This is a genomic window from Bacillus sp. SDLI1 (genome assembly GCF_001553895.1).
In the GTDB taxonomy this organism is placed as follows: Bacteria; Bacillota; Bacilli; order Bacillales; family Bacillaceae; genus Bacillus; species Bacillus siamensis.
This window is the reverse complement of record NZ_CP013950.1, coordinates 580,656-606,463: the sequence shown is the minus strand read 5'-3', so window position 1 is coordinate 606,463 and position 25,808 is coordinate 580,656. Positions and strand designations below refer to the sequence as shown.

Genomic DNA, 25,808 nt, shown 5'->3' with positions numbered 1-25,808 from the left:
CAAGATAAAAACTTGACACACGCTCTGAAACCATGTAAACTATGTTTTTGTAAAGGGATTTGACTTAACAAAGGGGAGAGCTCAAATGTCGCTCGAAAAAACGACGAGAATGAACTATTTGTTTGACTTCTATCAGTCGTTGCTGACGTCAAAACAAAAGAGCTATATGTCGCTTTATTATCTGGACGATTTCTCCCTTGGTGAAATAGCCGAAGAGTATGACGTTTCAAGGCAAGCCGTTTACGATAACATCAAACGGACTGAAGCGATGCTTGAACAATATGAAGAAAAACTGCTCCTTTTTAAAAAGTTTCAGGAGCGTAAAGAAATGTTTACAAAGCTGAAAGAGCTTGCTTCCGGCTTGCAGGAAGAGGAAAAAATGACGGCTCTGATTGAAGCGCTTGAGAAATTAGATTAGGAGGCGGCAAACAATGGCATTTGAAGGATTAGCCGACCGACTGCAAAAGACGATTTCAAAAATCCGCGGAAAAGGAAAAGTCAGCGAACAAGACGTAAAAGAGATGATGCGTGAAGTTCGTCTTGCGCTTCTTGAGGCTGACGTTAACTTTAAAGTCGTAAAGGATTTTGTGAAAAAAGTAAGTGAACGGGCTGTCGGACACGAAGTCATGAAGAGTCTGACACCCGGTCAGCAGGTTATTAAAGTCGTAAAAGAAGAGCTTACCGAGCTGATGGGCGGCGAAGAAAGCAAAATTGCCGTCGCCAAACGCCCGCCGACCGTTATTATGATGGTCGGGCTCCAAGGTGCCGGTAAAACGACAACCACGGGGAAGCTCGCCAACCTGCTGCGCAAAAAACATAACCGCAAACCGCTGCTCGTGGCTGCAGATATTTACCGCCCCGCTGCGATTAAGCAGCTGGAAACACTGGGGAAACAGCTTGATATGCCGGTCTTTTCGCTTGGCGATCAGGTCAGCCCGGTGGAAATTGCCAGACAGGCGATTGAAAAAGCGAAGGAAGAGCATCATGATTATGTGATTTTAGATACCGCCGGACGGCTGCACATCGATCACGAACTGATGGATGAGCTCTCAGGTGTAAAGGAAGTCGCAAACCCTGAAGAAATTTTCCTTGTTGTCGATTCAATGACCGGTCAGGATGCGGTGAACGTCGCCAAAAGCTTTAATGACCAGCTCGGTTTAACGGGCGTCGTTTTAACAAAGCTTGACGGGGATACCCGCGGAGGTGCGGCGCTTTCTATCCGCGCAGTCACTGAAACGCCGATTAAATTCGCCGGAATGGGAGAAAAACTCGACGCTTTAGAAGCGTTCCATCCCGAGCGTATGGCATCCCGGATTCTCGGAATGGGTGACGTGTTAACCCTGATTGAAAAAGCTCAGGCGACAGTTGATGAAGACAAAGCCAAAGAGCTTGAGCAGAAAATGAGAACGATGAGCTTCACATTGGATGATTTTCTTGAGCAGCTCGGCCAGGTCCGAAACATGGGGCCTCTTGACGAACTGCTGCAAATGATGCCCGGCGCAGGCAAAATGAAAGGCTTAAAAAACATCCAAGTCGATGAAAAACAGCTGAATCATGTGGAAGCGATCATTAAATCAATGACCGTTCTTGAAAAAGAACAGCCGGATATCATTAACGCCAGCCGGCGGAAGCGGATTGCCAAAGGAAGCGGAACATCCGTTCAGGAAGTCAACCGTCTTTTAAAGCAGTTTGAGGAAATGAAAAAAATGATGAAGCAGATGACCAACATGACAAAAGGGAAGAAAAAAGGCTTCAAATTACCTTTTATGTAATCGGTTATACATGATAAAACCGTTGTTAAGAAAAAACACTTTACAAACACTTTTATCATTGTTAATATACTATCTTGTTGAAATATTTTCGGAGGTGCTAGTAAAATGGCAGTAAAAATTCGTTTAAAACGTATGGGAGCAAAAAAATCTCCTTTCTATCGTATTGTTGTAGCAGATTCTCGTTCACCGCGTGACGGCCGTTTCATCGAAACAGTCGGAACATACAACCCGGTTGCAAAGCCGGCTGAAGTGAAAATCAACGAAGAGCTTGCTCTTAAATGGCTGCAAACAGGAGCTAAACCTTCTGATACAGTCCGCAACTTGTTCTCAAGCCAAGGAATTATGGAAAAATTCCACAACGCTAAACAAGGCAAGTAATGACTGATCAGAACTTGGAAGATTTGATTGTCAGCATTGTGGCTCCGCTTGTCGACCATCCGGAAGACATAACGGTCACAAAAGAAGAGACCGATCAAAAGATTGCGCTGCGCTTATCTGTCAATAAGTCAGATACCGGTAAAATTATCGGAAAGCAAGGCCGGACTGCAAGAGCGATTCGAACCGTCGTTTTTGCAGCTGGCGCACAGTCTTCTAAGAAAGTTCAATTTGAAATATTTGACTGAAAGGGAGAGGGCCGGCACCTCCCCTTTTTTTACACGTAAAAAAGGAAAATGAACAGAAATATGTTGGAAGAGTGGGGAGTCTGGTCCTATGCAGATTATTCACAGGGTAACCGTTATGCAAGTTCTGACCGAGCAAAGCAAGGAAAAGCTTTTGGCCTCTTTTGCAGAAAAAAAGCAAACGCTTGAACGAGAATGCAGCCAGCTCTATTTTCAGCTTAGAAAACATGAAAAAGATCCGCAGAATCCCGATGTGGCGGAATCTTTTAAAAAAGCCATTGAAAAAAGACAAGACAAAATCAAAATGATCGATTTCCAAATAAGCCAGACACATTCGCTCCCGCTCGGAAGCGAAGTGAAGGAAAAGGAGATCGATGCGCTGCTTTCAATCAACGTCGGTGATAACTGGCATGAAAAAACAGCGGCAAATACCATCGTCATAAAAGACGGGGTAGTAATTGAAATTCGCCCGAGGTGATAATATGACAAACAGATGGTTTAATGTAGGCAAAATTGTAAATACCCACGGCATTAAAGGCGAAGTGCGGGTCATTTCTAAAACGGACTTTGCCGAAGAAAGGTACAAGCCCGGCAATACGCTCTATTTGTTTGCGGAAGGGGCTGCGGAGCCAATCAAGGTAACGGTCAGCACCCACAGGCTTCACAAGCAGTTTCACCTGCTGCAATTCAAAGAAATGCCGAGTCTTAATGAAGTCGAACACCTAAGAAACATGGTGATCAAAGTCCCTGAAGAAGACTTGGGAGAGCTTGAAGAAGATGAATTTTATTTTCATGAAATCATCGGCTGCGAAGTGGTATCAGAGGACGGGGAACTGATCGGCACAGTGAAGGAAATCTTGACGCCCGGGGCTAATGACGTATGGGTGGTTGCAAGAAAAGGGAAAAAAGATGCGCTCATTCCGTATATCGCTTCTGTGGTCAAGGATATTAATATAAATGAGAAGACAATTAAGATTCATGTAATGGAAGGGTTAATAGACGAATGAAAATCGACTTTTTAACACTGTTTCCCGAGATGTTTCAAGGGGTTCTCGGCTCATCCATCCTGCAAAAAGCACAGGAAAAAGAGGCTGTCCGTTTTGACGTCATCAATTTCCGGGCTTTTTCGGATAATAAACACCAAACGGTTGATGATTACCCGTACGGCGGGGGAGCCGGGATGGTGTTAAAGCCGCAGCCTGTGTTTGATGCTGTTGAAAAGCTGACAGCCGGTACGGACGCCAAGCCGCGCATTATTCTCGTCTGCCCGCAAGGTGAACGTTATACGCAGAAGAAAGCCGAGGAGCTGGCGGAAGAGGAACATCTGATGTTTATTTGCGGACATTATGAAGGGTATGATGAACGGATCCGGGAACACCTTGTCACGGATGAAATCTCCATCGGGGACTTTGTGCTGACAGGCGGAGAGCTCCCGGCCATGATGATTGCCGACAGCGTTGTCAGGCTTTTGCCGGGTGTCCTCGGAAAAGAAGCATCCCACGTGGAGGATTCCTTCAGCACGGGGCTTTTAGAGCATCCGCATTATACAAGGCCTGCAGATTATAAAGGCTTAAAAGTGCCTGAGACGCTTCTGTCCGGCAACCATGCCAAAATAAAAGAATGGCGCAATAAAGAATCAATCAGAAGAACCTTTTTAAGACGTCCGGACCTTCTTGAAAACTATCCTCTCACCGATGAGCAAAGAAAATGGATTTCCGAGTGGGAAAACGAATAGATTCTATTGCGCAGGCAATGAAGATATGATAAGATACTACTTGTGGCTTAAGAAGGCTTATCCTTCAAAAGCTTGAAAACGATGTTCCGCTGTGCCTTGCAGTTGTGGCTAAGAGCATCTGTTGGAAGGAGTTGAAAACGATGCAAAAACTAATTCAAGATATCACAAAAGAACAGCTTCGCACTGATCTTCCTGCGTTCCGTCCTGGTGACACTTTACGTGTACACGTAAAAGTTGTTGAGGGTAACCGTGAGCGTATCCAGATCTTCGAAGGTGTTGTGATCAAGCGTCGTGGTGGTGGAATCAGCGAAACGTTCACAGTTCGTAAGATTTCTTACGGTGTTGGCGTTGAACGTACATTCCCTGTACACACACCAAAAATCGCGAAAATCGAAGTTGTACGTTACGGTAAAGTACGTCGCGCTAAGCTTTACTACTTGCGTGAACTTCGCGGAAAAGCGGCTCGTATTAAAGAAATCAGACGATAATGATAACGAACGAAAAGAGCTTGTTACCCGTAACAGGCTCTTTTTTTATATGACATTTGTAAAAGCGGAACAAGCAACGTAAAATACATAAGAGATCACCGGGACATACAGTTCCGGCAAATAAGGCAGGTGTCGAAGTCACATGACCATTCAATGGTTCCCGGGCCATATGGCTAAAGCGAGACGGGAAGTAACAGAAAAGCTGAAGTTAATTGATATCGTCTACGAATTGGTGGATGCAAGAATACCGATGTCATCGAGAAATCCGATGATTGAGGAAATTTTAAAAAACAAGCCGCGCATTATGCTTTTAAATAAAGCCGATAAGGCCGATGCGGCTGTAACGGCCCAATGGAAGGATCACTTTCAGGGACAGGGGATTCCCTCTCTTTCAATAAATTCCGTTAACGGACAGGGGCTGCATCAAATCGTGCCGTCCTCGAAAGAACTGCTGAAAGATAAGTTCGATAAAATGAAAGCAAAAGGCATTAAGCCAAGAGCGATCCGCGCATTAATCATCGGCATTCCGAACGTCGGGAAATCGACGCTCATCAACCGTCTGGCCAAAAAAAATATTGCCAAGACGGGAGACAGGCCCGGCATTACCACTTCACAGCAGTGGGTAAAGGTAGGGAAAGAATTAGAGCTGCTCGATACACCGGGGATTTTATGGCCTAAATTTGAAGACGAGCTTGTCGGTTTGCGCCTGGCGATCACCGGGGCGATTAAAGATTCCATTATCAACCTTCAGGATGTGGCCGTTTTCGGGCTGCGCTTTCTGGAAGAGCATTATCCAGACCGCCTAAAGGAGCGTTACGGACTCCAGGAAATCCCTGAGGATATCGCCGCTCTTTTTGACGCGATCGGTGAAAAACGCGGCTGTTTAATGGGCGGCGGACTGATTGACTACGATAAAACGACAGAAGTCATCATCCGGGACATCCGGACGGAAAAGTTCGGCAGGCTTTCATTTGAAACACCATCAGAATAAAGACGCGCAGCGATGCGGGTCTTTATTTTTTCCGCAGAATACCGATATACATAATGTAAGGGAGAAGAGCACGTGAATACATTAACCGTAAAAAGCGTAAAAGAACGCCTGCAAGAGGTCAAAGATGAAAGAGACCCATTCCTTGCCCAATGTGAAAAAGATCCGAGAAAAAGCGTACAGACGCTTTTAGAGCAATGGCTGAAAAAACACGCGAAGGAAAAAGCCCTTAAAGAGCAGTGGCTGAACATGACGGCATACGAAAGGCTGTCATACAAAAAGGGTTTCCGCCTGATTGCAGGCGTTGACGAAGCGGGAAGAGGGCCGCTTGCCGGACCGGTTGTCGCGGGTGCTGTCATTTTGCCGGCAGAATGCGAGATTCTCGGGCTCACGGACTCGAAGAAACTGTCGGAAAAGAAGCTCGGGGAGTATTACGATCGGATTACGGAAGAAGCCGCAGCGATAGGAGTAGGCATTGTCCATGCGGATGTCATTGACCGGATCAACATTTATGAGGCCGCGAGACTCGCGATGGTAAAAGCGGTCAATGCTTTATCGGAAACACCTGATTATCTGCTTGCAGATGCCATGACGCTTCCGCTTGACATTCCGCAGTCATCTGTTATAAAAGGGGATGCCAAAAGCGTGTCAATTGCCGCCGGAGCCTGCATTGCTAAAGTAACGCGGGACCGTCTCATGGCGGAGTACGCCAAAACCTATCCCATGTACGGCTTTGAAAAAAATAAAGGCTACGGAACGAAAGAACATCTTGAAGCTCTTCAGGCATACGGACCGACAAATATTCACCGTAAAACATTCGCTCCCGTTCAATCTTATTGTTAGAAAAGAGGCTTAAGACATGAACATAAGCGGCGAAATCCAAGCGGCTTTCAGACAGCTGACGTCGGAAATCTCTCAGGATCGGCAAGACGGCGGTAAAGACAGCGGCGAAAAAAGACTGCTGTTAGGGAAGGTTCTCCGTTTGCTGGACGATCAAAGCGCGCTTATCCAAATCGGCGGCCGGACGATGCAGGGAAAGCTTGAAACCGCCCTCCGTCCTCAGGCGTATTACTGGTTTTCTTATGACAGACAGCCGGCGGAAAAAATGGGCCGGCTTCATGTTGTTGACCAATTTGAAGGAAGCCCGAAAACCGTTCAGGAAGCGGCGGGAAGACTGTTAAACGCTCTTTCCGTCAAACCGAACCCGGTATCTCTGCAGATTGCCGAAACGTTTATGCAGCAGAAGCTCCCAATGACGGAAAACAGCCTCAAAGCCTGCATCCGCTGGGCTGAATCGCTTCCGGCCGCCGAATCGAAAAAGGCGGCAGAAACAATCGTATTTGCGCTGAAACGGGAACTGCCCGCGCATCCGGAAGTCTTGTCAGCCATTCATGCGGTTAAATATCCGGTTCCGGCCCGCCGCCTTCTTTCCGGACTGCTTCAGGCAATCAATCAGGCTCCGCAATCGGCAAAAGAGCTGTCCGCGCTTCAAGAGGCGGTTTCTGACGTGTTAGACGCGGAAACGGATCTTCATGCTGAGCGCCTCTTGAAGAAGCTTGCCGAGGCCGCACGCATGCCGATTTCAGAAATCGGGCCGATGGATAAAGGAGAACGGACGGAATTAAAACAATCACCAATTGTCCGAGAGACTCGTGAAAACGTAAAGGCAGTCTCAAGCCGCCCTTCTCCTCCGCATGCCCGGACAGATACGGAGCTGCCTGAAAAAGCGGCAAGACAGCTTATCGAAAAATTAATGACATCAGCCGAAAAGAATGAAAACCGTCCAGTAAAAGAAACAGCGGACATCATCAAGGCTTTCATTTCTCAAGAAAAAACATCCAAAACAGCACTTGTTCTCCAAAACGTACATCTGACAGAACAGGAGGCGGCTGTTTTCGAAAAAGCCGTTCAGCTTACTGAACTGAAATATGCAGAAAAACATGACGTATTAAGCCTTTTGCAAAGAATCAAAAAAGGGTTGGGCACCCGTGATGAATTATCATTCATTACAGCGCTTGAAAAAGGCGTGACTCCGCAGCCGGAGAAACAAGCGCTGAAAACGGCTCTCCAAGCCGTCCGGACGCTCCAAGACGCGCCCCAATCCGTTAAACAAGAGGCGGAACCGCTCATTCATAAATTAAACGGGCAGCTGTTTATTGAGCAGCAGAACCCATCTTTTACACAGATGGTGCTGTCATTTCCGCTGGGAGCGTCCGCATATGAGAATGACATCACAGTTCTCTTTAAAGGACGGAAGAAGCCGGACGGAAAACTCGATCCGTCACATTGCAGGCTTCTGTTTTTGCTGCATCTTGAAACGCTGCAAGAAACCGTCGTGGACTGCATGATTCAGCAAAATGTAATGACCATTACGGTTGAAACCGATTTTGAGCTTCAGGCGGCCATCGACCCTCTCGTACCGGCTTTAAAAGAGGCTGTAAAAGAAACGGGCTTCAGTCTGTCGGGCGTTACGGCTAAAAAGCGGCGACCGAAAGACCAGAGCGCTCTTGTGGAAGAGTTTATACAAAAAGACGGCGGACGAAAAGTGGATGTGAAAATATGAAAGAGCAAACACCGTTAAGAAGAGCTGTCGCCCTGCATTACGACCGGCAGAAAGACCAAGCCCCGAAGGTTATCGCGACAGGCAGGGGGCATGTCGCGGAAAGTATCATAAAAGAAGCTGAGAAGGCGGGGGTTCCCATTCAGGAAGACAGAACCCTTGTCGAATTAATGCGCCATTTGACGGTCGACGATCAGATACCGGAAGCGCTTTATGAGACCGTTGCTGAAATTTTTTCATTTGTTTACCGACTGGATGAAAGCCTGAAAAACGAAAAATAAGGAACATTCATTTCCCAGACTCCGTATAAATTTATATTTTCAATAAAATAAAAGTTAGAATGTTCGGAAGGATATAAAGATTTTGTTTTGAACCCTAGACAATTCTTCCAGTATTATATAGAATGAAAGCGCAGTCTATTTTTAGTTTTGCTACATAAGTTAGGAGGATGGGAAATGAATATCCATGAGTACCAGGGAAAAGAAGTCCTCAGAAAATACGGGGTGTCTGTTCCTGAAGGTAAAGTGGCTTTTACAGCAGAGGAAGCAGTTGAAAAAGCAGAGAGCCTGTCAAGCTCGGTTTATGTCGTAAAGGCGCAAATCCATGCTGGCGGCCGCGGCAAAGCTGGTGGGGTAAAGATTGCAAAAACAATAGATGAAGTGAAGGGGTATGCCGAAGAACTGTTAGGCAAGACGCTCGTCACCCATCAAACGGGTCCGGACGGACAAGTAATAAAACGCTTACTTATTGAAGAAGGCTGCGATATTAAAAAGGAATACTATGTCGGGCTTGTACTTGACCGCGCCACTTCAAGAATCGTTTTAATGGCGTCTGAAGAAGGCGGAACGGAGATTGAAGAAGTAGCGGAAAAAACACCTGAAAAAATTAAAAAAGCGGTTATTGATCCGGCTGTCGGCCTTCAAGGCTATCAGGCAAGGGAAATTGCATTCGCAATTAACATCCCGAAAGAGCTTGTCGGCAAAGCCGCTAAATTTATGCTCGGTTTATATAAAGCATTTGTTGAGAAGGACTGCTCCATCGCCGAGATCAACCCTCTCGTCGTCACGGGAGACGGAAACGTCATGGCGCTTGATGCTAAGCTGAACTTTGACAGCAATGCGTTATACAGACAAAAAGATATTATGGAATACAGAGATTTAGATGAAGAAGATCCGAAAGAAATCGAAGCGTCAAAATACGATCTGAGCTACATTTCCCTTGATGGAAATATCGGCTGTATGGTAAACGGTGCGGGTCTTGCAATGTCTACAATGGATATCATTAAACACTACGGCGGAGAACCTGCAAACTTCCTGGATGTCGGGGGCGGCGCAACCGCTGAAAAAGTAACGGAAGCTTTTAAAATCATTCTTTCCGATCAAAACGTAAAAGGAATTTTCGTAAATATTTTCGGAGGCATCATGAAGTGTGATGTCATCGCCGAGGGTGTTGTTGAAGCGACGAGACAAGTCGGATTGACATTGCCGCTGGTCGTGCGCCTTGAAGGGACAAACGTAGATTTAGGAAAGAAAATCCTGAATGAATCAGGCTTAAACATTACATCTGCGGAATCAATGGCAGACGGCGCGCAGAAAATCGTATCCTTAGTTTAGGAAAGAATGAAAGGCAGGGGACCAGATAATGAGTGTTTTTATCAATAAAGATACGAGAGTTATTGTACAGGGGATTACAGGTTCTACCGCTTTATTTCATACAAAGCAGATGCTGGAATACGGCACGAATATCGTTGGCGGTGTAACACCTGGCAAAGGCGGAACGGAAGCAGAAGGCGTACCGGTATTCAATACGGTCGCAGAAGCAGTTCATACAACAGGCGCTGATGCGTCAGTCATTTACGTGCCGGCTCCGTTTGCGGCGGACGCAATTATGGAAGCGGTTGACGCGGAAATTGATCTTGTCATTTGTATCACTGAGCACATTCCGGTTTTGGACATGGTGAAAGTGAAGCGCTTTATGGAAGGCAAGAAAACGAGATTAATAGGGCCGAACTGTCCGGGTGTTATTACGCCTGAAGAATGCAAAATCGGCATTATGCCGGGATACATTCATAAGAAGGGGCATGTAGGCGTTGTATCCCGTTCGGGTACATTGACATACGAGGCCGTCCATCAGCTTTCAGAAGCCGGCTTAGGCCAATCTACCGCTGTAGGAATCGGCGGTGACCCAGTCAACGGCACGAACTTTATTGACGTGTTAAAAGCGTTCAATGAAGATCCTGAAACACATGCCGTCATCATGATCGGAGAAATCGGCGGCACGGCTGAAGAGGAAGCGGCTGAGTGGGTGAAAGCAAACATGACGAAGCCTGTTGTCGGCTTTATCGGCGGTAAAACCGCTCCTCCGGGAAAACGCATGGGCCATGCGGGCGCCATCATCTCCGGAGGAAAAGGCACGGCAGAAGAAAAAGTCAAAACGATGAACGCCTGCGGGATTGAAGTGGCGGAAACCCCTTCTGTAATGGGTGAAACGCTGATTAAGGTGTTAAAAGAAAAAGGCTTATTTGAAACGTGCAAAACGCACTGACCGAAGCAGGGGCAGCCGTATCGGCTGTTCCTGTTTTTACTGTGAAAAAAAGAGGAGGTTGCCAGATTTGGATCAAGCATCGCGCTGTTTAATGGTCTGCAGTATCAATCAAATCATTTCCCCGTCTCTTCTATTAAAATGGTGGAAAGCTGATCACTCCCTGTCTTTTTTACGGGACCCGCATCCATTAACCGTTTTGTCAGAAGGAAAAACAGCTCCGAAAGCCATTTTTCGAGAAATAGAGCGCAAGGATCCGGAACTCGATGAAGTTCTGTCCGAATACCGCCGCGAAGGCATTACTGTCATCCCGATTTCATCAAGCCGCTATCCTTCATGGCTTAAAACGATTTATGATCCGCCCGTCGTCTTGTTTGCAAAAGGGAACACGCAGCTTCTTGAAAAAGGCCGAAAAATTGGTATTGTGGGCACGCGGAAACCGACGGAAGACGGAATAAAAGCGGTTGGGCATCTTACCGCCGAACTCTCAAAAAAAGGCTGGGTCATCGTAAGCGGGCTTGCATCCGGCATAGACGGATTGTCTCATAAGGCGAGCATCAGGGCAAAAGGGCTTACGATCGGCGTGATAGCCGGCGGATTCCATCACATTTATCCCCGGGAAAATCTCCTGTTAGCAGAATACATGGCTGAACACCACCTCCTACTCTCAGAACATCCTCCTGAAACAAAGCCGAAAAAGTGGCACTTTCCGATGAGAAACCGTATAATCAGCGGATTAAGTGAAGGAATTGTAGTCGTGCAGGGAAAAGAAAAAAGCGGTTCATTAATCACAGCTTACCAGGCCCTCGATCAAGGGAGAGAGGTATTTGCCGTTCCCGGTTCCATATTTAATCCATATTCCGGAGGACCTATAAAACTCATTCAAGAAGGGGCGAAAGCTGTATTGTGCGCAGAGGATATTGACGGAGAGCTGACCGCCCGATGCGTTCAGTATACGGAACCCTTTTGAAATATCGTTTGACAAACGGTATTGTAATATTTAATAATAGTGAGGATTTAAAGTTGCATATTATTTTCATGTATAAAATGACGTTCATCATAAAGAATGAAATGTTGAAAGCCATAAAAAGGCAGCTCTAAAATGAATTGATACTTGAAAAGAGAGAGAACACCTCTTGAGGGGGATGAAAATGTCTGATTATCTAGTCATCGTCGAATCGCCGGCAAAGGCGAAAACGATTGAACGTTATTTAGGAAAGAAATATAAAGTCAAAGCTTCAATGGGACATGTCCGGGATCTTCCAAAAAGTCAAATGGGAGTTGACATCGAACAGAACTTTGAACCGAAATATATTACGATCCGCGGAAAAGGCTCTGTTTTAAAAGAATTAAAAACAGCGGCAAAGAAAGCAAAAAAAGTCTATCTCGCGGCCGACCCCGACAGAGAAGGGGAAGCGATTGCATGGCATCTCGCGCACAGTCTTGATCTGGATCTCAACTCTGACTGCCGGGTCGTCTTTAATGAAATAACAAAAGACGCCATTAAGGAATCATTTAAACATCCGCGCATGATTAACATGGATCTTGTCGATGCGCAGCAGGCGCGCCGCATACTAGACCGGCTCGTAGGATACAAAATCAGCCCGATTCTTTGGAAAAAAGTAAAAAAAGGCCTCAGTGCGGGCCGCGTGCAATCCGTTGCGCTCCGGATTATCATTGACCGGGAAAAGGAAATCAACGACTTTAAACCTGAAGAGTACTGGACGATTACCGGCTCATTTCTAAAAGGAAAAGAGACGTTTGAAGCCGGCTTTTTCGGAAAAAACGGCAAAAAGCTTCCTTTAAAAAGCGAAGAAGACGTAAAAGCCGTTCTTGCTGAGCTGAAAGGCAATAAGTATACAGTAGACAAGGTTACGAAAAAAGAGCGGAAACGAAATCCCGCTCTGCCGTTTACAACGTCCACCCTGCAGCAGGAGGCTGCAAGAAAGCTGAATTTCAGAGCAAAGAAAACGATGATGATCGCTCAGCAATTATATGAAGGAATTGATCTCGGCAAAGAAGGTACAGTCGGACTCATCACGTATATGAGAACGGACTCAACGAGGATTTCCAACACGGCCGTTGAAGAGGCGTCAGCTTTTATTGATCAGGCGTACGGAAAAGAGTACTTAGCGGGAAAACGGAAACCGGCAAAGAAAAATGAAAACGCTCAAGATGCCCACGAAGCGATCCGCCCGACTTCAGTACTCAGAAAACCTGCTGATTTAAAAGCGGTGCTTGGCAGAGACCAGCTCAGATTATACAAGCTGATTTGGGAGCGCTTTGTTGCAAGTCAGATGGCGCCAGCCGTTCTGGATACGATGAGTGTCGATCTCAGCAATAACGGATTGACATTCCGGGCAAACGGAAGTAAAGTCAAATTCGCCGGCTTCATGAAAGTCTATGTAGAGGGTAAAGACGATCAGCTGGAAGAAAAAGACCGCATGCTTCCGGACCTTAAAGAGGGAGACACGGTTTTGTCGAAAGATATTGAGCCAGAGCAGCACTTTACTCAGCCGCCGCCGCGTTACACAGAGGCGCGCTTGGTTAAAACGCTTGAAGAACTCGGTATCGGCCGTCCTTCCACATATGCGCCGACTCTTGACACGATCCAGAGGCGCGGTTACGTGGCATTAGACAATAAACGGTTTGTGCCGACTGAGCTCGGACAGATTGTACTGGATCTCATCATGGAGTTTTTCCCGGAAATCATTAACGTTGAATTCACGGCAAAAATGGAAAGAGACCTTGACCATGTTGAAGACGGTCAGACAGAATGGGTTCAAATCATTGACAGCTTCTATTCCGATTTCGAAAAGCGTGTGAAAAAAGCGGAAGCCGAAATGAAAGAAGTGGAAATTGAACCTGAATACGCCGACGAAGATTGTGAGTTATGCGGCTCCCGGATGGTTTATAAAATGGGCCGGTACGGCAAATTCATGGCGTGCTCCAACTTCCCTGACTGCCGGAATACTAAACCGATTGTTAAACAAATCGGCGTGAAATGTCCTAAGTGTCATGAAGGAAACATTGTCGAACGAAAATCAAAAAAGAAACGCGTCTTTTACGGCTGTGACCGTTATCCTGACTGTGACTTCGTATCTTGGGACAAACCGATTGAACGAAAATGCCCGAAATGTGAAAATATGCTCGTAGAGAAAAAGCTTAAAAAAGGCATACAAGTCCAATGCGTCGAATGCGATTATAAGGAAGAACCACAGAAGTAGCGGTGAGCAGAGCCTTGCTCACCTTCTTTGTGTGGAAGTAACAAACAACAGGAGATGAAAAGAAATGAACCAGCAAACAGTTAATGTAATCGGAGCAGGCCTTGCCGGAAGTGAAGCGGCATGGCAGCTTGCAAAACGAGGAATTCAAGTAAAACTATATGAAATGCGGCCCGTAAAGCAGACGGCAGCCCATCATACTGATAAATTTGCCGAACTGGTATGCAGCAACTCCCTCCGTTCAAATACGCTTGCCAATGCGGTAGGCGTATTAAAGGAAGAAATGCGGGCGCTTGACTCTGCAATCATTCAATCTGCTGATAAATGTTCGGTTCCGGCAGGGGGAGCGCTTGCCGTTGACCGTCATGAATTTGCGCAAAGCGTGACGGATCTCGTGAAAAACCATCCGAACGTAACGGTGCTTACTGAGGAAGTAACAGAAATTCCGGAAGGTCCGACAGTTATTGCGACCGGACCGCTTACGTCAGAATCGCTTTCACAGCAGCTGAAAGAACTCACCGGAGAAGAGTACCTGTATTTTTATGACGCGGCGGCGCCGATTGTTGAAAAAGACAGCCTTGATATGGATAAAGTGTACTTAAAATCCCGTTATGACAAGGGAGAAGCGGCATACTTAAACTGCCCGATGACAGAAGAAGAGTTTGACCGTTTCTATGAAGCGCTGACGACGGCTGAGACGGTTCCGTTAAAAGAATTCGAAAAAGAAATTTTCTTTGAAGGCTGCATGCCGATTGAGGTCATGGCGAAAAGAGGCAAGAAAACGATGCTGTTCGGGCCGATGAAACCGGTCGGACTGGAAGATCCTAAAACAGGCAAGCGGCCTTATGCAGTCGTGCAGCTCAGACAGGATGACGCGGCGGGAACGCTATATAATATTGTAGGTTTTCAGACACATTTAAAATGGGGAGACCAAAAAGAAGTGCTTAAACTGATCCCCGGACTTGAAAATGTTGACATTGTCAGATACGGCGTCATGCACAGAAACACATTTATCAACTCGCCTAGTCTCTTGAACCCGACATATCAATTTAAACAGCGGAACGACCTGTTTTTCGCGGGCCAAATGACCGGCGTAGAAGGTTATGTTGAATCTGCAGCTTCAGGCCTTGTGGCGGGAATCAATGCGGCCAAACTTGTGCTCGGTCAGGACCTTGTGACCTTCCCTCAGGAGACGGCGATCGGAAGCATGGCTCATTACATTACGACGACGAACCAGAAGAACTTCCAGCCGATGAACGCAAACTTCGGTCTGTTAAAAGAACTGCCTGTTAAAATTAAAAACAAAAAAGAACGAAATGAAGAATACGCTAAACGCGCAATTGAGACTATTCAAACTATTTCGAAAACGATATAGCTTTTCATTGCAACTTCAATGCATTATATGATACCATTTAAAAGCCCTTCGGAGAGGGAGGTCATAATAATGGCGGAGAATGTTAACTTTTTTTTAAAGTTATTCGTTGAATATTTACAAATTGAAAAAAATTATTCACAATATACTATTGTGAATTATGTTAATTCGATTGAAGAATTTGGGATGTTTCTGCATGCTCAAAATATAAATGGATTGAAAGAAGCTGCATATCATGATGTGAGAATATTTTTGACAGAAGCTTATGAAAAAGGCCTGTCAAGAAAAACAATCAGCAAGAAGATTTCAGCTTTGAGAAGCTTCTATAAATTTTTGATGAGGGAAAAGCTTGTTGAAGAGAATCCGTTTCAGCTTGTTCATCTGCCGAAACAAGAGAAACGGATTCCGAAGTTTCTTTATGAAAAAGAACTTGAGGAACTATTCGCTGTTTCAGACAGAAGCAAGCCGTCAGGGATGCGCGATCAGGCCTTGCTTGAGCTTCTATATGCGACCGGAATGAGGGTCAGTGAGTGCTGTACGCTCACTGTCGGCGATCTTGACTTATCTATGGATACGGTGCTCGTTCACGGGAAAGGCAGGAAGCAGCGCTACATCCCGTTCGGCTCATATGCCCGTGATGCGCTGGAGCTGTATATCAATAGCGGAAGGCCGTGCCTGCTTGAAAAAGCAAAAGAGCCTCATGATTTGCTGTTTGTCAATCAAAGAGGCGGTCAACTTACCGCCAGAGGCATCCGGTATATTTTAAGCGGGCTTGTAAAAAAGGCATCCGGCACTTTACATATACACCCGCATATGCTTCGGCATACGTTTGCGACCCATCTGCTGAATGAAGGGGCTGACTTAAGAAGCGTCCAGGAGCTTTTGGGCCATTCTAATCTGTCTTCCACGCAGATATACACGCATGTATCGAAGGAAATGCTGAGAAACACATATATGTCCCACCATCCGAGAGCTTTTAAAGAAAATTAAAAGGAGGCCCTTCTCATGTCATCTTTTCATGCGACAACGATTTTTGCCGTCCAGCATAAAGGAAAAAGCGCTATGTCAGGAGACGGCCAGGTCACATTCGGTCAGGCTGTAGTCATGAAACATACTGCGAGAAAAGTGAGAAAGCTGTTTAACGGAAAGGTTCTGGCCGGCTTCGCGGGATCTGTTGCAGACGCTTTCACACTTTTTGAAATGTTTGAGGCGAAGCTTGAAGAATACAACGGCAATTTAAAACGTGCGTCGGTTGAGCTTGCGAAAGAATGGCGCAGCGATAAAGTGCTGCGCAAGCTGGAAGCCATGCTGATTGTCATGAACCAGGATACCTTGCTTCTCGTATCGGGAACAGGTGAAGTGATTGAGCCGGATGACGGCATTTTGGCAATCGGCTCCGGCGGAAACTACGCCCTGTCAGCAGGAAGAGCGCTGAAAACTTATGCCGGAGAAAACCTGTCCGCCAAAGAAATTGCAAAAGCCGCTTTGAAAATCGCAGGCGAGATTTGTGTGTACACAAACGATCAGATCATTTTGGAAGAACTTGAATAGAAAGGACTTGAGGCTCATGGAAAACAAACCGTTAACACCGAGACAAATCGTAGATCGGTTGGATCAATACATTGTAGGACAGCAGGATGCAAAAAAAGCTGTCGCCGTGGCATTAAGAAACCGCTATCGCAGAAGTCTTCTTGATGAAAAACTGAGAGATGAGATCGTTCCCAAAAACATCCTGATGATGGGTCCGACAGGGGTGGGGAAAACAGAAATCGCCAGACGGATCGCCAAGCTTACCGGTGCGCCATTTATAAAAATTGAAGCGACAAAATTTACAGAAGTCGGCTATGTAGGCAGAGATGTCGAATCAATGGTCAGAGACCTTGTTGAGACATCCGTGCGGCTCATTAAAGAAGAAAAAATCAGCGAAGTGAAAGAACAGGCTGAAGAAAATGCAAACAAACGCATTGTGCGGCTTCTCGTACCGGGAAAGAAAAAACAAGCGGGTGTGAAAAATCCGTTTGAAATGCTTTTCGGAGGAAGCCAGCCGTCAAGCGATGATGAAAGCGATCAGCAGGAAGAAGCGAGCCTTGAAGAGAAAAGAAAGCGCATGGCGCATCAGCTCGCATTGGGAGAGCTCGAAGACCATTACGTCTCCGTAGAGGTGGAAGAGCAGCAGCCGTCGATGTTTGACATGCTGCAAGGCTCCGGCATGGAGCAGATGGGCATGAATATGCAGGATGCGCTGAGCAATCTGATGCCTAAAAAAAAGAAACGCCGCAAAATGACGGTCAGAGAGGCAAGAAAGATTCTGACCAATGAAGAGGCAAGCAAATTAATCGATATGGATGAAGTCAGCCAAGAGGCCGTGTTAAGAGCGGAAGAGGGCGGCATCATTTTTATTGACGAAATAGATAAAATCGCAAAAAACGGAGGAGCTTCTTCCTCAGCCGATGTCTCGAGAGAGGGCGTCCAAAGGGATATCCTTCCGATTGTCGAGGGCTCGACCGTCGTCACGAAATACGGCTCCGTCAAAACCGATCACGTGCTGTTTATAGCCGCTGGGGCATTCCATATGGCCAAACCGTCTGATCTGATTCCGGAGCTGCAGGGGCGCTTTCCGATTCGTGTAGAACTGAGCAAGCTGACGGTGGATGATTTTGTGAAAATTCTCGTCGAACCTGATAATGCGCTGTTAAAACAATATCAGGCTTTATTGCAGACAGAAGGTATATCTCTTGAATTTTCTGACGAAGCTATTCGTAAGATCGCCGAAGTGGCTTATCATGTGAATCAGGATACGGACAACATCGGAGCAAGAAGGCTTCACACGATATTGGAACGTCTCTTGGAGGACCTGTCGTTTGAAGCGCCGGACGTGACGATGGAAAAAGTCGCCATCACGCCGCAATACGTTGAAGAAAAGCTCGGATCGATTGCAAACAACAAAGATCTAAGTCAATTTATATTGTGAAAATTTAATAAGAGGAATTCTAGGAGGATTATTTAACATGGCTTTACTACAAAAAACACGAATTATTAACAGCATGCTGCAGGCTGCGGCAGGCAAACCCGTAAACTTTAAAGAAATGGCAGAAACGCTTCGCGACGTCATTGATTCTAATATTTTCGTCGTCAGCCGCAGAGGAAAGCTTTTGGGCTACTCTATTAATCAGCAGATCGAAAATGACCGCATGAAAAAAATGCTTGAAGACCGCCAGTTCCCGGAAGAGTACACGAAAAACCTTTTCAACGTTCCGGAGACGTCTTCAAACCTTGATATCAACAGCGAATATACGGCTTTCCCTGTTGAAAACAGAGACCTGTTCCAAGCAGGCTTAACGACGATTGTGCCGATTATCGGCGGAGGAGAGCGCCTGGGCACATTGATCCTGTCCCGTCTGCAGGACCAATTTGAAGATGATGATCTCATTCTTGCTGAATACGGAGCAACCGTTGTAGGAATGGAGATTTTAAGAGAAAAAGCAGAAGAGATCGAAGAAGAAGCGCGAAGCAAAGCAGTTGTTCAAATGGCGATCAGTTCTTTGTCTTACAGTGAACTTGAAGCGATTGAGCATATCTTTGAAGAGCTTGACGGAAACGAAGGCTTACTTGTGGCAAGTAAGATTGCCGACCGTGTAGGCATTACCCGTTCAGTCATCGTTAACGCACTGAGAAAGCTCGAAAGCGCCGGCGTTATTGAATCCAGATCACTGGGAATGAAGGGGACTTACATTAAAGTTCTGAACAACAAATTCCTTATTGAATTGGAAAACCTAAAATCTCATTAATCCAAAAGCAGGATCCCTAAAAGCGGGGGTCCTGCTTTTTTTATGGACAATAGGTGAAAAGTTGCAGTTTAAAGTTGATTATTGGTATCTGATTTGAGATAATCCATCTTGCTGTGTGAAAAATGGGGAAGATACAGAAATTCGGCTATTTTCAGTCTTATATTAATCAAATGCTTGTAGTCCAAATACTCTAGGACTTAATACCTATGTGCAAAATAGATACAAATGAGCACTTTTTTTTAGCCCAACTTCATAGACTTTAAGCCTGTTATTTCTTACAATAAGCATATGGTTTTACAATTCTCGACAAGGATTTTTAGGAGGAAAATATCTGAAATGGAGGTAAGTGGATTTGGACTTATTTTCTGGAACTATACAAAATCTTGAGAATGCCTTGGGGAGAGCGGACATTAAGCAAAAAGTCTTAACTAATAATATCGCCAATATAGATACACCGAACTATAAGGCAAAAAAAGTCTCTTTCCGAAATTTGTTAGATCAGGAAACATCCAATCTTGAGGCTGTAAAAACCGACTATCGACACGTTGACTTTACGGATTCGGGGGACGATTATTCCATCGTGTCCAGCGGTGATACATCGTACCAGCAAAACGGAAACAATGTCGATATCGACAAAGAAATGACAGATTTAGCCGAAAACCAAATTAATTATCAAGCTTTGGTTGAAAGAATGAGCGGCAAATTCAATTCCCTGAAAACAGTCTTGACAGGAGGAAAATAATGAGTGGCTTTCAAAGCTTAAATATTTCTGGGTCTGCTTTAACTGCACAGCGTGTCCGGATGGACGTCGTATCGTCCAACCTGGCCAATATGGACACAACGAGAGCGAAGCAGGTCAATGGCGAGTGGGTGCCTTACAGAAGAAAGCTGGTTTCTCTCCAATCCGGAGGCGAATCATTTTCGTCCCTTTTAAATTCCAAGATGAACGGAATCGGAAACGCCGGAAATGGCGTAAAGGTATCTTCGATTACGGAAGACCCATCCGCTTTTAATCTCGTTTACGATCCGGAAAATCCCGATGCGAATAAAGACGGATATGTACAAAAACCTAATGTAGACCCATTAAAGGAAATGGTGGATCTTGTCAGCAGCACGAGATCATATGAAGCAAACGTGACGGCATTGAACGCCTCCAAAGGCATGCTTTTAAAGGCTTTAGAAATCGGAAAGTAAGGTGATGTAAGTGGTTAACGCTATTACTCCTTTTCAGCTTCAACAAACCCAAAACACTCAAAACGTAACGAATCAATTAAATCAAGCTCAAAAAACTGATTCTTCAAATCAAACAAGCTTTTCGGAGCTTTTAAAAAACTCGATTGATTCGTTAAATGAGTCGCAAGTGCAATCTGACCAAATAACGAACGAACTGGCTGCAGGAAAGGATGTAAACCTTGACGAGGTCATGATCGCTGCCCAAAAAGCAAATATTTCTCTGACGGCCGCTACCGAATTCCGCAATAAAGCCGTGGAAGCCTATCAGGAAATCATGAGAATGCAGATGTAGTGGTGGTCAGATGAAAGAGAATGACTGGAATGACCGGGGGTTAACATGAATCGTACTCTAACGCAAATGAAAACCAAAACGGCAGCGTTTTGGAATAACAGATCAAAAACACAGAAGATACTCATGGTAAGCGGCTTGGCCGCATTCATTATTTTACTCATCGTCGTTATTATTTTTACTTCGTCTGAAAAGATGGTGCCTCTTTATAAAGACTTGTCCGCGGAAGAAGCGGGGAAGATTAAAGAAGAGCTCGATACGAAAAAGGTGTCTTCTGAACTTGCTGACGGCGGCACGGTCATTAAGGTTCCTGAGAGCCAAGTGGATTCGCTTAAAGTCCAGCTTGCCGCGGAAGGCCTGCCGAAAACGGGATCAATTGATTATTCGTTTTTCGGACAGAATGCGGGCTTCGGCCTGACAGATAATGAGTTTGACGTTTTAAAGGTTGAGGCGACTCAGACTGAATTGTCAAACCTGATAAATGAAATGGACGGTATTAAAAGCTCGAAGGTCATGATCAATATGCCGAAAGAAGCCGTGTTTGTCGGTGAAGATCAGCCGGAAGCATCCGCATCGATCGTTTTGCAGATTAAACCGGGCTACTCGCTTGATCAAAGCCAGATCAACGGGCTGTACCATCTCGTTTCGAAAAGCGTCCCGAACTTAAAAGAAGATAATATCGTCATAATGGATCAAAATTCTACATATTATGACAAAAGTGACAGCGGCGCAGGGTCCGTTTCTGACAGTTATGCTTCTCAGCAAGGTATTAAGTCGCAGGTCGAAAAGGATATTCAAAAACATGTTCAGTCCCTGCTCGGCACAATGATGGGACAGGATAAAGTCGTGGTTTCGGTTACGGCAGATGTTGACTTCACGAAAGAAAAACGCACTGAAGACATTGTCGAGCCTGTCGATAAAGATAACATGGAAGGCATAGCGGTAAGCGCCGAAAAAGTTGCGGAAACGTATAAAGGCGATGGCGCGGCCAACGGCGGAACAGCCGGAACGGGCAGCAATGACACCGCCAACTATAAACAGGCAAATGACGGTTCAAACAGCGGAGACTACGAAAAAAGCAGCAATAAAATCAACTATGAAGTCAACCGCATTCATAAAGAAATCGCAGAAAGCCCGTATAAAGTGCGTGATTTAGGCATTCAGGTCATGGTGGAACCGCCGAATCCGAAAAATGCCGCCTCATTATCAGCGCAGAGACAGGCTGATATACAGAAGATTTTAGGAACGGTTGTCAGAACGTCCCTTGATAAAAATGAAACGCAAAATCAAAACCTGACAGCCAATGATATCAACAATAAAATCGTTGTATCCGTACAGCCGTTTGACGGAAAAACAAGCCTGAACACAAATTCGGCACAATCTTCGGGTCTCCCGATCTGGGTATACATTACAGGCGGGGTGCTGCTTGCAGCCATTATTCTGCTTATTATTCTCCTCATCAGAAAGAAACGCTCTCAAGAGGATGAATATGAAGAATACGAATATGAAACGGCGCCGGAGCCGGTTCGACTGCCTGATATCAACGAAGAGAAAAATGAAACGGAAGAAACAGTCAGACGAAAACAGCTTGAAAAAATGGCTAAAGAAAAACCGGAAGACTTTGCAAAATTGCTTCGAAGCTGGCTGGACGAGGATTAGGGGGAATGGAAAATGGCGAAACGTGATCAGAACAAGCTTACAGGAAAACAAAAAGCAGCCATCCTCATGATTTCCTTAGGTCTTGATGTATCAGCCTCTGTGTACAAGCATTTGTCTGAAGAAGAAATTGAAAGATTGACTCTCGAGATTTCGGGAGTCAGAAGCGTCGATCATCAGAGAAAAGATGAAATCATTGAAGAATTTCATAATATCGCAATCGCTCAGGATTATATTTCTCAAGGCGGTTTAAATTACGCCCGCCAAGTGCTTGAAAAAGCGCTCGGAGAAGACAAAGCGGTAAGCATTTTAAACAGGCTGACCTCTTCATTGCAGGTAAAGCCGTTTGACTTCGCAAGAAAAGCGGAGCCCGAACAGATTTTGAATTTCATTCAGCAAGAACATCCGCAAACGATGGCGCTGATTTTATCCTACCTTGACCCGGTGCAGGCCGGACAGATTTTGTCTGAGCTGAACCCGGACGTTCAGGCTGAGGTGGCGAGAAGGATTGCGGTTATGGACAGGACGTCTCCTGAAATCATAAATGAAGTGGAGCGGGTCCTTGAACAAAAGCTGTCCTCCTCCTTTACGCAGGATTATACGCAGACAGGCGGCATAGAAGCCGTTGTTGAAGTGTTAAACGGCGTAGACAGAGGAACTGAAAAAACGATCCTTGATTCATTAGAAATACAAGACCCTGAATTGGCGGATGAAATCAAAAAACGGATGTTTGTCTTTGAAGATATTGTCACCCTTGATAACCGTGCGATTCAGCGCGTGATCAGAGACGTTGAAAATGACGACCTCCTGCTGTCATTGAAGGTTGCGAGCGAGGAAGTCAAAGAGATCGTCTTCAGCAATATGTCACAGCGTATGGTTGAAACGTTTAAAGAAGAAATGGAAATTATGGGGCCTGTGCGTTTGCGTGATGTGGAAGAGGCGCAATCAAGAATCGTGGGCGTCGTCCGCAAGCTTGAAGAAGCCGGTGAAATTGTAATCGCGCGAGGCGGAGGAGACGATATTATTGTCTAATATCATTAAACAGCAATCATCATTTTCTCCTGAACAAAAACGGCGCAAGCTTTCCTTGCAGGAAGTCAGGAAAACGCATCCCCAGCTCGGCCTGGAGGAAGAAAATCCTGAGGCTCTCATGGCTTTTGCCAAAGCAGAAGCCGACAGGGTATCTGAAGAAGCGAAAAATCAGCTGGAGTACACCCTCCGGCAGATTGAGGAAGAGAAAAGCCGCTGGGCGGATGAAAAACAAAGACTGATAGAAGAGGCAAAGGCAGAAGGATATAACGAAGGCATGGCATTGGGAAAAGCTGAGGCTCAGGCCGAATACGCAGACCTCATCAGCCGGGCCAATGCCGTTATGGAAATGGCCAGACAGTCAGTCGAGGAAAAGCTGGAAAGCGCTGAGGAAGAAATCATTGAGCTTTCCGTTGCGCTCGCTAAAAAAGTTTGGCGGCAAAAAAGTGATGATAAAGAAGCTTTTCTTCTGTTAGTCAAACAGGTAATAGCCGAAGTGAAAGATTATGATGACATTTCCATTTATGTGGACCCGGAATATTATGAGACGGTTCATCAGCATATGGATGAAATTCAGCAGCTGTTGTACAAAGAATGCAGGTTAAGCTTGTATGCCGATGAAAAAGCTGCAAAGGGAACGTGCTCCATAGAAACACCGTTCGGACGGGTGGATGCAGGAATAGACACCCAGCTGATGCAATTAAAGCAAAAGCTTTTAACGGCGCTTGAGGCAGGAGCGGAGCAATGAAGGCACAGTATTTAATAGACTCGATTGAAACAGCGGATCCGTACAAACGCTACGGTAAGGTTAAACGTGTTATCGGGCTGATGATTGAATCAAAAGGGCCCGAAAGCTCGATCGGAGATGTTTGTCTCATTTATCCGAAAGGTCATTCAAAAAAAGCAATTAAAGCTGAGGTTGTAGGCTTCCAGGATGAAAACATACTGTTAATGCCTTATCTGGAAGCGGCAAGCATTGCCCCGGGCAGCATTGTGGAGGCTACCGGCGAGTCTCTCCGTATCAAAGTAGGCGCAGGTTTAATCGGACAGGTTGTTGATGCGTTCGGTGAGCCTCTTGACGGCAGGGCGCTTCCTAAAGGATTGTCTCCCGTTTCGACCGAACAGCCGCCGCCAAACCCGATGAAACGGCCGCCGATACGGGAAAAGATGGGTGTCGGTGTCAGGTCGATTGACAGTCTGCTGACAGTAGGAAAAGGGCAGAGAATCGGAATTTTTGCCGGAAGCGGAGTCGGAAAAAGCACTTTGATGGGAATGATCGCAAAGCAGACCGAAGCCGATCTAAACATCATCGCACTCGTCGGTGAACGGGGGCGCGAGGTGCGGGAATTCATTGAGAAGGATTTAGGCGAAGAAGGCTTGAAACGCTCGATTGTCGTAGTCGCGACTTCTGATCAGCCTGCATTAATGCGTTTGAAAGCGGCATATACAGCGACCGCCATTGCGGAATATTTCCGTGATAAAGGCCGGAATGTCATGTTCATGATGGACTCCGTCACGAGGGTTGCGATGGCTCAGCGTGAAATCGGGCTGGCAGCGGGGGAACCGCCGACAACAAAAGGATATACACCTTCCGTGTTCGCTATTCTGCCCCGTTTGCTAGAAAGAACGGGTGCGAATGAACAAGGGACGATAACCGCTTTTTATACGGTTCTCGTTGACGGAGACGACATGAATGAACCGATTGCCGATACGGTGCGCGGTATATTAGACGGTCATATCGTTCTCGATCGGGCGCTTGCCAACAAAGGGCAGTTCCCGGCGGTGAATATCCTGAAGAGCATCAGCAGGGTTATGTCTAATATTTCAGACGCCGCGCATATAGAGGCGGCCAACAAATTCCGCGATCTTCTGTCAACTTATCAAAACTCTGAAGACCTCATTAATATCGGGGCTTACAAAAGAGGGTCATCGAGAGAAATTGATGAAGCGATTCAGTTTTATCCGCAGCTCATTCAATTTTTAAAACAAGGAACTGAAGAACCTGCTCAATTGGAAGACAGTATTGCGGTATTGACGAGTATGACAGGAAAAGAGGAATAAACATCGTGGCGTACCAATTCAGATTTCAAAAGCTGCTGGAATTAAAAGAGAATGAAAAAGACCAAACATTGTCTGAATACAGACAATCGGTTTCTGAATTTGAAACAGTGGCTGAAAAACTATATGAAAATATGAGCAAAAAAGAATCGCTCGAAAAAGACAAAGAATCAAAGCTGAAATGCGGGATGAGCGTTCAGGAAATGAGACATTATCAGCAATTCGTCTCCAATCTTGAGAACACCATCTATCATTATCAAAAACTTGTCATTATGAAACGAAATGAAATGAATGAGAAGCAGGAACAGCTCACCGAAAAAAACATTGAAGTAAAGAAATTTGAAAAAATGCGGGAAAAACAATTTAATATGTTTGCTCTTGAAGACAAAGCTGCAGAAATGAGGGAAATGGACGATATTTCAATCAAGCAGTTTATGATTCAGGGGCATTAGGAG

29 protein-coding genes are annotated in these 25,808 nt (G+C 45.6%); all 29 read left to right on the top strand.

Annotation, left to right across the window (positions count from 1 at the left end):
* Positions 1-85: 85 nt before the first annotated feature.
* The 29 genes from AUL54_RS02640 (at position 86) to fliJ (ending at position 25,805) form a co-directional block, all read left to right on the top strand.
* Positions 86-418: a putative DNA-binding protein gene (locus AUL54_RS02640; protein WP_003154299.1), complete on the top strand. Its 333-nt coding sequence runs from the start codon at positions 86-88 to the stop codon at positions 416-418.
* Between the two features lie 13 nt (positions 419-431).
* Entirely contained in the window at positions 432-1,772 is a 1,341-nt protein-coding gene (gene ffh, locus AUL54_RS02635) for a signal recognition particle protein (RefSeq protein WP_060962807.1), read from the top strand.
* Between the two features lie 105 nt (positions 1,773-1,877).
* A complete protein-coding gene (gene rpsP, locus AUL54_RS02630) occupies positions 1,878-2,150 on the top strand; it encodes a 30S ribosomal protein S16 (protein ID WP_003154296.1) in 273 nt (90 codons plus the stop codon).
* Entirely contained in the window at positions 2,150-2,395 is a 246-nt protein-coding gene (locus AUL54_RS02625) for a KH domain-containing protein (RefSeq protein WP_007611392.1), read from the top strand. The genes rpsP and AUL54_RS02625 overlap by 1 nt, the downstream gene beginning before the upstream one ends.
* Positions 2,396-2,483: 88 nt before the next feature.
* On the top strand, positions 2,484-2,870 hold the full coding sequence (locus tag AUL54_RS02620; protein ID WP_060962806.1) for a YlqD family protein: 387 nt from the start codon (positions 2,484-2,486) through the stop codon (positions 2,868-2,870).
* A gap of 4 nt (positions 2,871-2,874) precedes the next feature.
* Complete coding sequence (gene rimM / locus AUL54_RS02615; RefSeq protein ID WP_060962805.1) at positions 2,875-3,399, top strand: ribosome maturation factor RimM; 525 nt, start codon at positions 2,875-2,877, stop codon at positions 3,397-3,399.
* The gene (trmD, locus tag AUL54_RS02610) at positions 3,396-4,127 is read left to right on the top strand and encodes a tRNA (guanosine(37)-N1)-methyltransferase TrmD (RefSeq protein ID WP_045926117.1); all 732 of its coding nucleotides are present in this window, start codon (positions 3,396-3,398) and stop codon (positions 4,125-4,127) included. Before rimM ends, trmD begins: the two co-directional genes overlap by 4 nt.
* A 140-nt stretch (positions 4,128-4,267) precedes the next feature.
* Positions 4,268-4,615, top strand: coding sequence for a 50S ribosomal protein L19 (gene rplS, locus AUL54_RS02605; RefSeq protein ID WP_003154288.1), 348 nt, complete (start codon positions 4,268-4,270; stop codon positions 4,613-4,615).
* A 142-nt stretch (positions 4,616-4,757) separates the two neighbouring features.
* Entirely contained in the window at positions 4,758-5,606 is an 849-nt protein-coding gene (gene ylqF, locus AUL54_RS02600; RefSeq protein WP_047475028.1) for a ribosome biogenesis GTPase YlqF, read from the top strand.
* 72 nt (positions 5,607-5,678) lie between these two features.
* Entirely contained in the window at positions 5,679-6,446 is a 768-nt protein-coding gene (locus AUL54_RS02595) for a ribonuclease HII (RefSeq protein ID WP_060962804.1), read from the top strand.
* A gap of 16 nt (positions 6,447-6,462) precedes the next feature.
* Entirely contained in the window at positions 6,463-8,166 is a 1,704-nt protein-coding gene (locus tag AUL54_RS02590) for a hypothetical protein (RefSeq protein ID WP_060962803.1), read from the top strand.
* Positions 8,163-8,444, top strand: coding sequence for a FlhB-like flagellar biosynthesis protein (locus tag AUL54_RS02585; RefSeq protein WP_060962802.1), 282 nt, complete (start codon positions 8,163-8,165; stop codon positions 8,442-8,444). The genes AUL54_RS02590 and AUL54_RS02585 overlap by 4 nt, the downstream gene beginning before the upstream one ends.
* Before the next feature lie 174 nt (positions 8,445-8,618).
* Positions 8,619-9,776, top strand: a complete 1,158-nt coding sequence (sucC, locus tag AUL54_RS02580; RefSeq protein ID WP_016936134.1) for an ADP-forming succinate--CoA ligase subunit beta — start codon at positions 8,619-8,621, stop codon at positions 9,774-9,776.
* Between the two features lie 28 nt (positions 9,777-9,804).
* The gene (sucD, locus tag AUL54_RS02575) at positions 9,805-10,707 is read left to right on the top strand and encodes a succinate--CoA ligase subunit alpha (protein ID WP_060962801.1); all 903 of its coding nucleotides are present in this window, start codon (positions 9,805-9,807) and stop codon (positions 10,705-10,707) included.
* 67 nt (positions 10,708-10,774) lie between these two features.
* Complete coding sequence (dprA, locus tag AUL54_RS02570) at positions 10,775-11,674, top strand: DNA-processing protein DprA (RefSeq protein ID WP_060962800.1); 900 nt, start codon at positions 10,775-10,777, stop codon at positions 11,672-11,674.
* Positions 11,675-11,855: 181 nt separating this feature from the next.
* The gene (gene topA, locus AUL54_RS02565; protein WP_060962799.1) at positions 11,856-13,931 is read left to right on the top strand and encodes a type I DNA topoisomerase; all 2,076 of its coding nucleotides are present in this window, start codon (positions 11,856-11,858) and stop codon (positions 13,929-13,931) included.
* A 64-nt stretch (positions 13,932-13,995) separates the two neighbouring features.
* Positions 13,996-15,303 carry an FADH(2)-oxidizing methylenetetrahydrofolate--tRNA-(uracil(54)-C(5))-methyltransferase TrmFO gene (trmFO, locus tag AUL54_RS02560; RefSeq protein ID WP_016936130.1) on the top strand — a complete coding sequence of 436 codons (1,308 nt, stop codon included), beginning with the start codon at positions 13,996-13,998 and terminating at the stop codon, positions 15,301-15,303.
* A 69-nt stretch (positions 15,304-15,372) separates the two neighbouring features.
* Complete coding sequence (gene xerC, locus AUL54_RS02555; RefSeq protein WP_060962798.1) at positions 15,373-16,290, top strand: tyrosine recombinase XerC; 918 nt, start codon at positions 15,373-15,375, stop codon at positions 16,288-16,290.
* Between the two features lie 15 nt (positions 16,291-16,305).
* The gene (hslV, locus tag AUL54_RS02550) at positions 16,306-16,851 is read left to right on the top strand and encodes an ATP-dependent protease subunit HslV (RefSeq protein ID WP_060962797.1); all 546 of its coding nucleotides are present in this window, start codon (positions 16,306-16,308) and stop codon (positions 16,849-16,851) included.
* A 16-nt stretch (positions 16,852-16,867) separates the two neighbouring features.
* Complete coding sequence (gene hslU, locus AUL54_RS02545; protein ID WP_060962796.1) at positions 16,868-18,271, top strand: ATP-dependent protease ATPase subunit HslU; 1,404 nt, start codon at positions 16,868-16,870, stop codon at positions 18,269-18,271.
* A gap of 37 nt (positions 18,272-18,308) precedes the next feature.
* Positions 18,309-19,088, top strand: coding sequence for a GTP-sensing pleiotropic transcriptional regulator CodY (gene codY / locus AUL54_RS02540; RefSeq protein ID WP_013352252.1), 780 nt, complete (start codon positions 18,309-18,311; stop codon positions 19,086-19,088).
* A 352-nt stretch (positions 19,089-19,440) separates the two neighbouring features.
* Positions 19,441-19,830: a flagellar basal body rod protein FlgB gene (gene flgB, locus AUL54_RS02535; RefSeq protein ID WP_016936126.1), complete on the top strand. Its 390-nt coding sequence runs from the start codon at positions 19,441-19,443 to the stop codon at positions 19,828-19,830.
* Complete coding sequence (flgC, locus tag AUL54_RS02530; protein WP_016936125.1) at positions 19,830-20,282, top strand: flagellar basal body rod protein FlgC; 453 nt, start codon at positions 19,830-19,832, stop codon at positions 20,280-20,282. The genes flgB and flgC overlap by 1 nt, the downstream gene beginning before the upstream one ends.
* Before the next feature lie 10 nt (positions 20,283-20,292).
* Positions 20,293-20,613, top strand: coding sequence for a flagellar hook-basal body complex protein FliE (gene fliE, locus AUL54_RS02525; protein WP_060962795.1), 321 nt, complete (start codon positions 20,293-20,295; stop codon positions 20,611-20,613).
* 45 nt (positions 20,614-20,658) lie between these two features.
* Positions 20,659-22,269, top strand: a complete 1,611-nt coding sequence (gene fliF / locus AUL54_RS02520; RefSeq protein ID WP_060962794.1) for a flagellar basal-body MS-ring/collar protein FliF — start codon at positions 20,659-20,661, stop codon at positions 22,267-22,269.
* A gap of 12 nt (positions 22,270-22,281) precedes the next feature.
* Complete coding sequence (gene fliG / locus AUL54_RS02515) at positions 22,282-23,298, top strand: flagellar motor switch protein FliG (protein WP_003154256.1); 1,017 nt, start codon at positions 22,282-22,284, stop codon at positions 23,296-23,298.
* A complete protein-coding gene (fliH, locus tag AUL54_RS02510; RefSeq protein ID WP_060962793.1) occupies positions 23,291-24,043 on the top strand; it encodes a flagellar assembly protein FliH in 753 nt (250 codons plus the stop codon). Before fliG ends, fliH begins: the two co-directional genes overlap by 8 nt.
* Positions 24,040-25,356 carry a flagellar protein export ATPase FliI gene (gene fliI / locus AUL54_RS02505; protein WP_060962792.1) on the top strand — a complete coding sequence of 439 codons (1,317 nt, stop codon included), beginning with the start codon at positions 24,040-24,042 and terminating at the stop codon, positions 25,354-25,356. Before fliH ends, fliI begins: the two co-directional genes overlap by 4 nt.
* A gap of 5 nt (positions 25,357-25,361) precedes the next feature.
* Positions 25,362-25,805, top strand: a complete 444-nt coding sequence (gene fliJ / locus AUL54_RS02500) for a flagellar export protein FliJ (protein ID WP_016936120.1) — start codon at positions 25,362-25,364, stop codon at positions 25,803-25,805.
* Positions 25,806-25,808 lie beyond the last annotated feature (3 nt).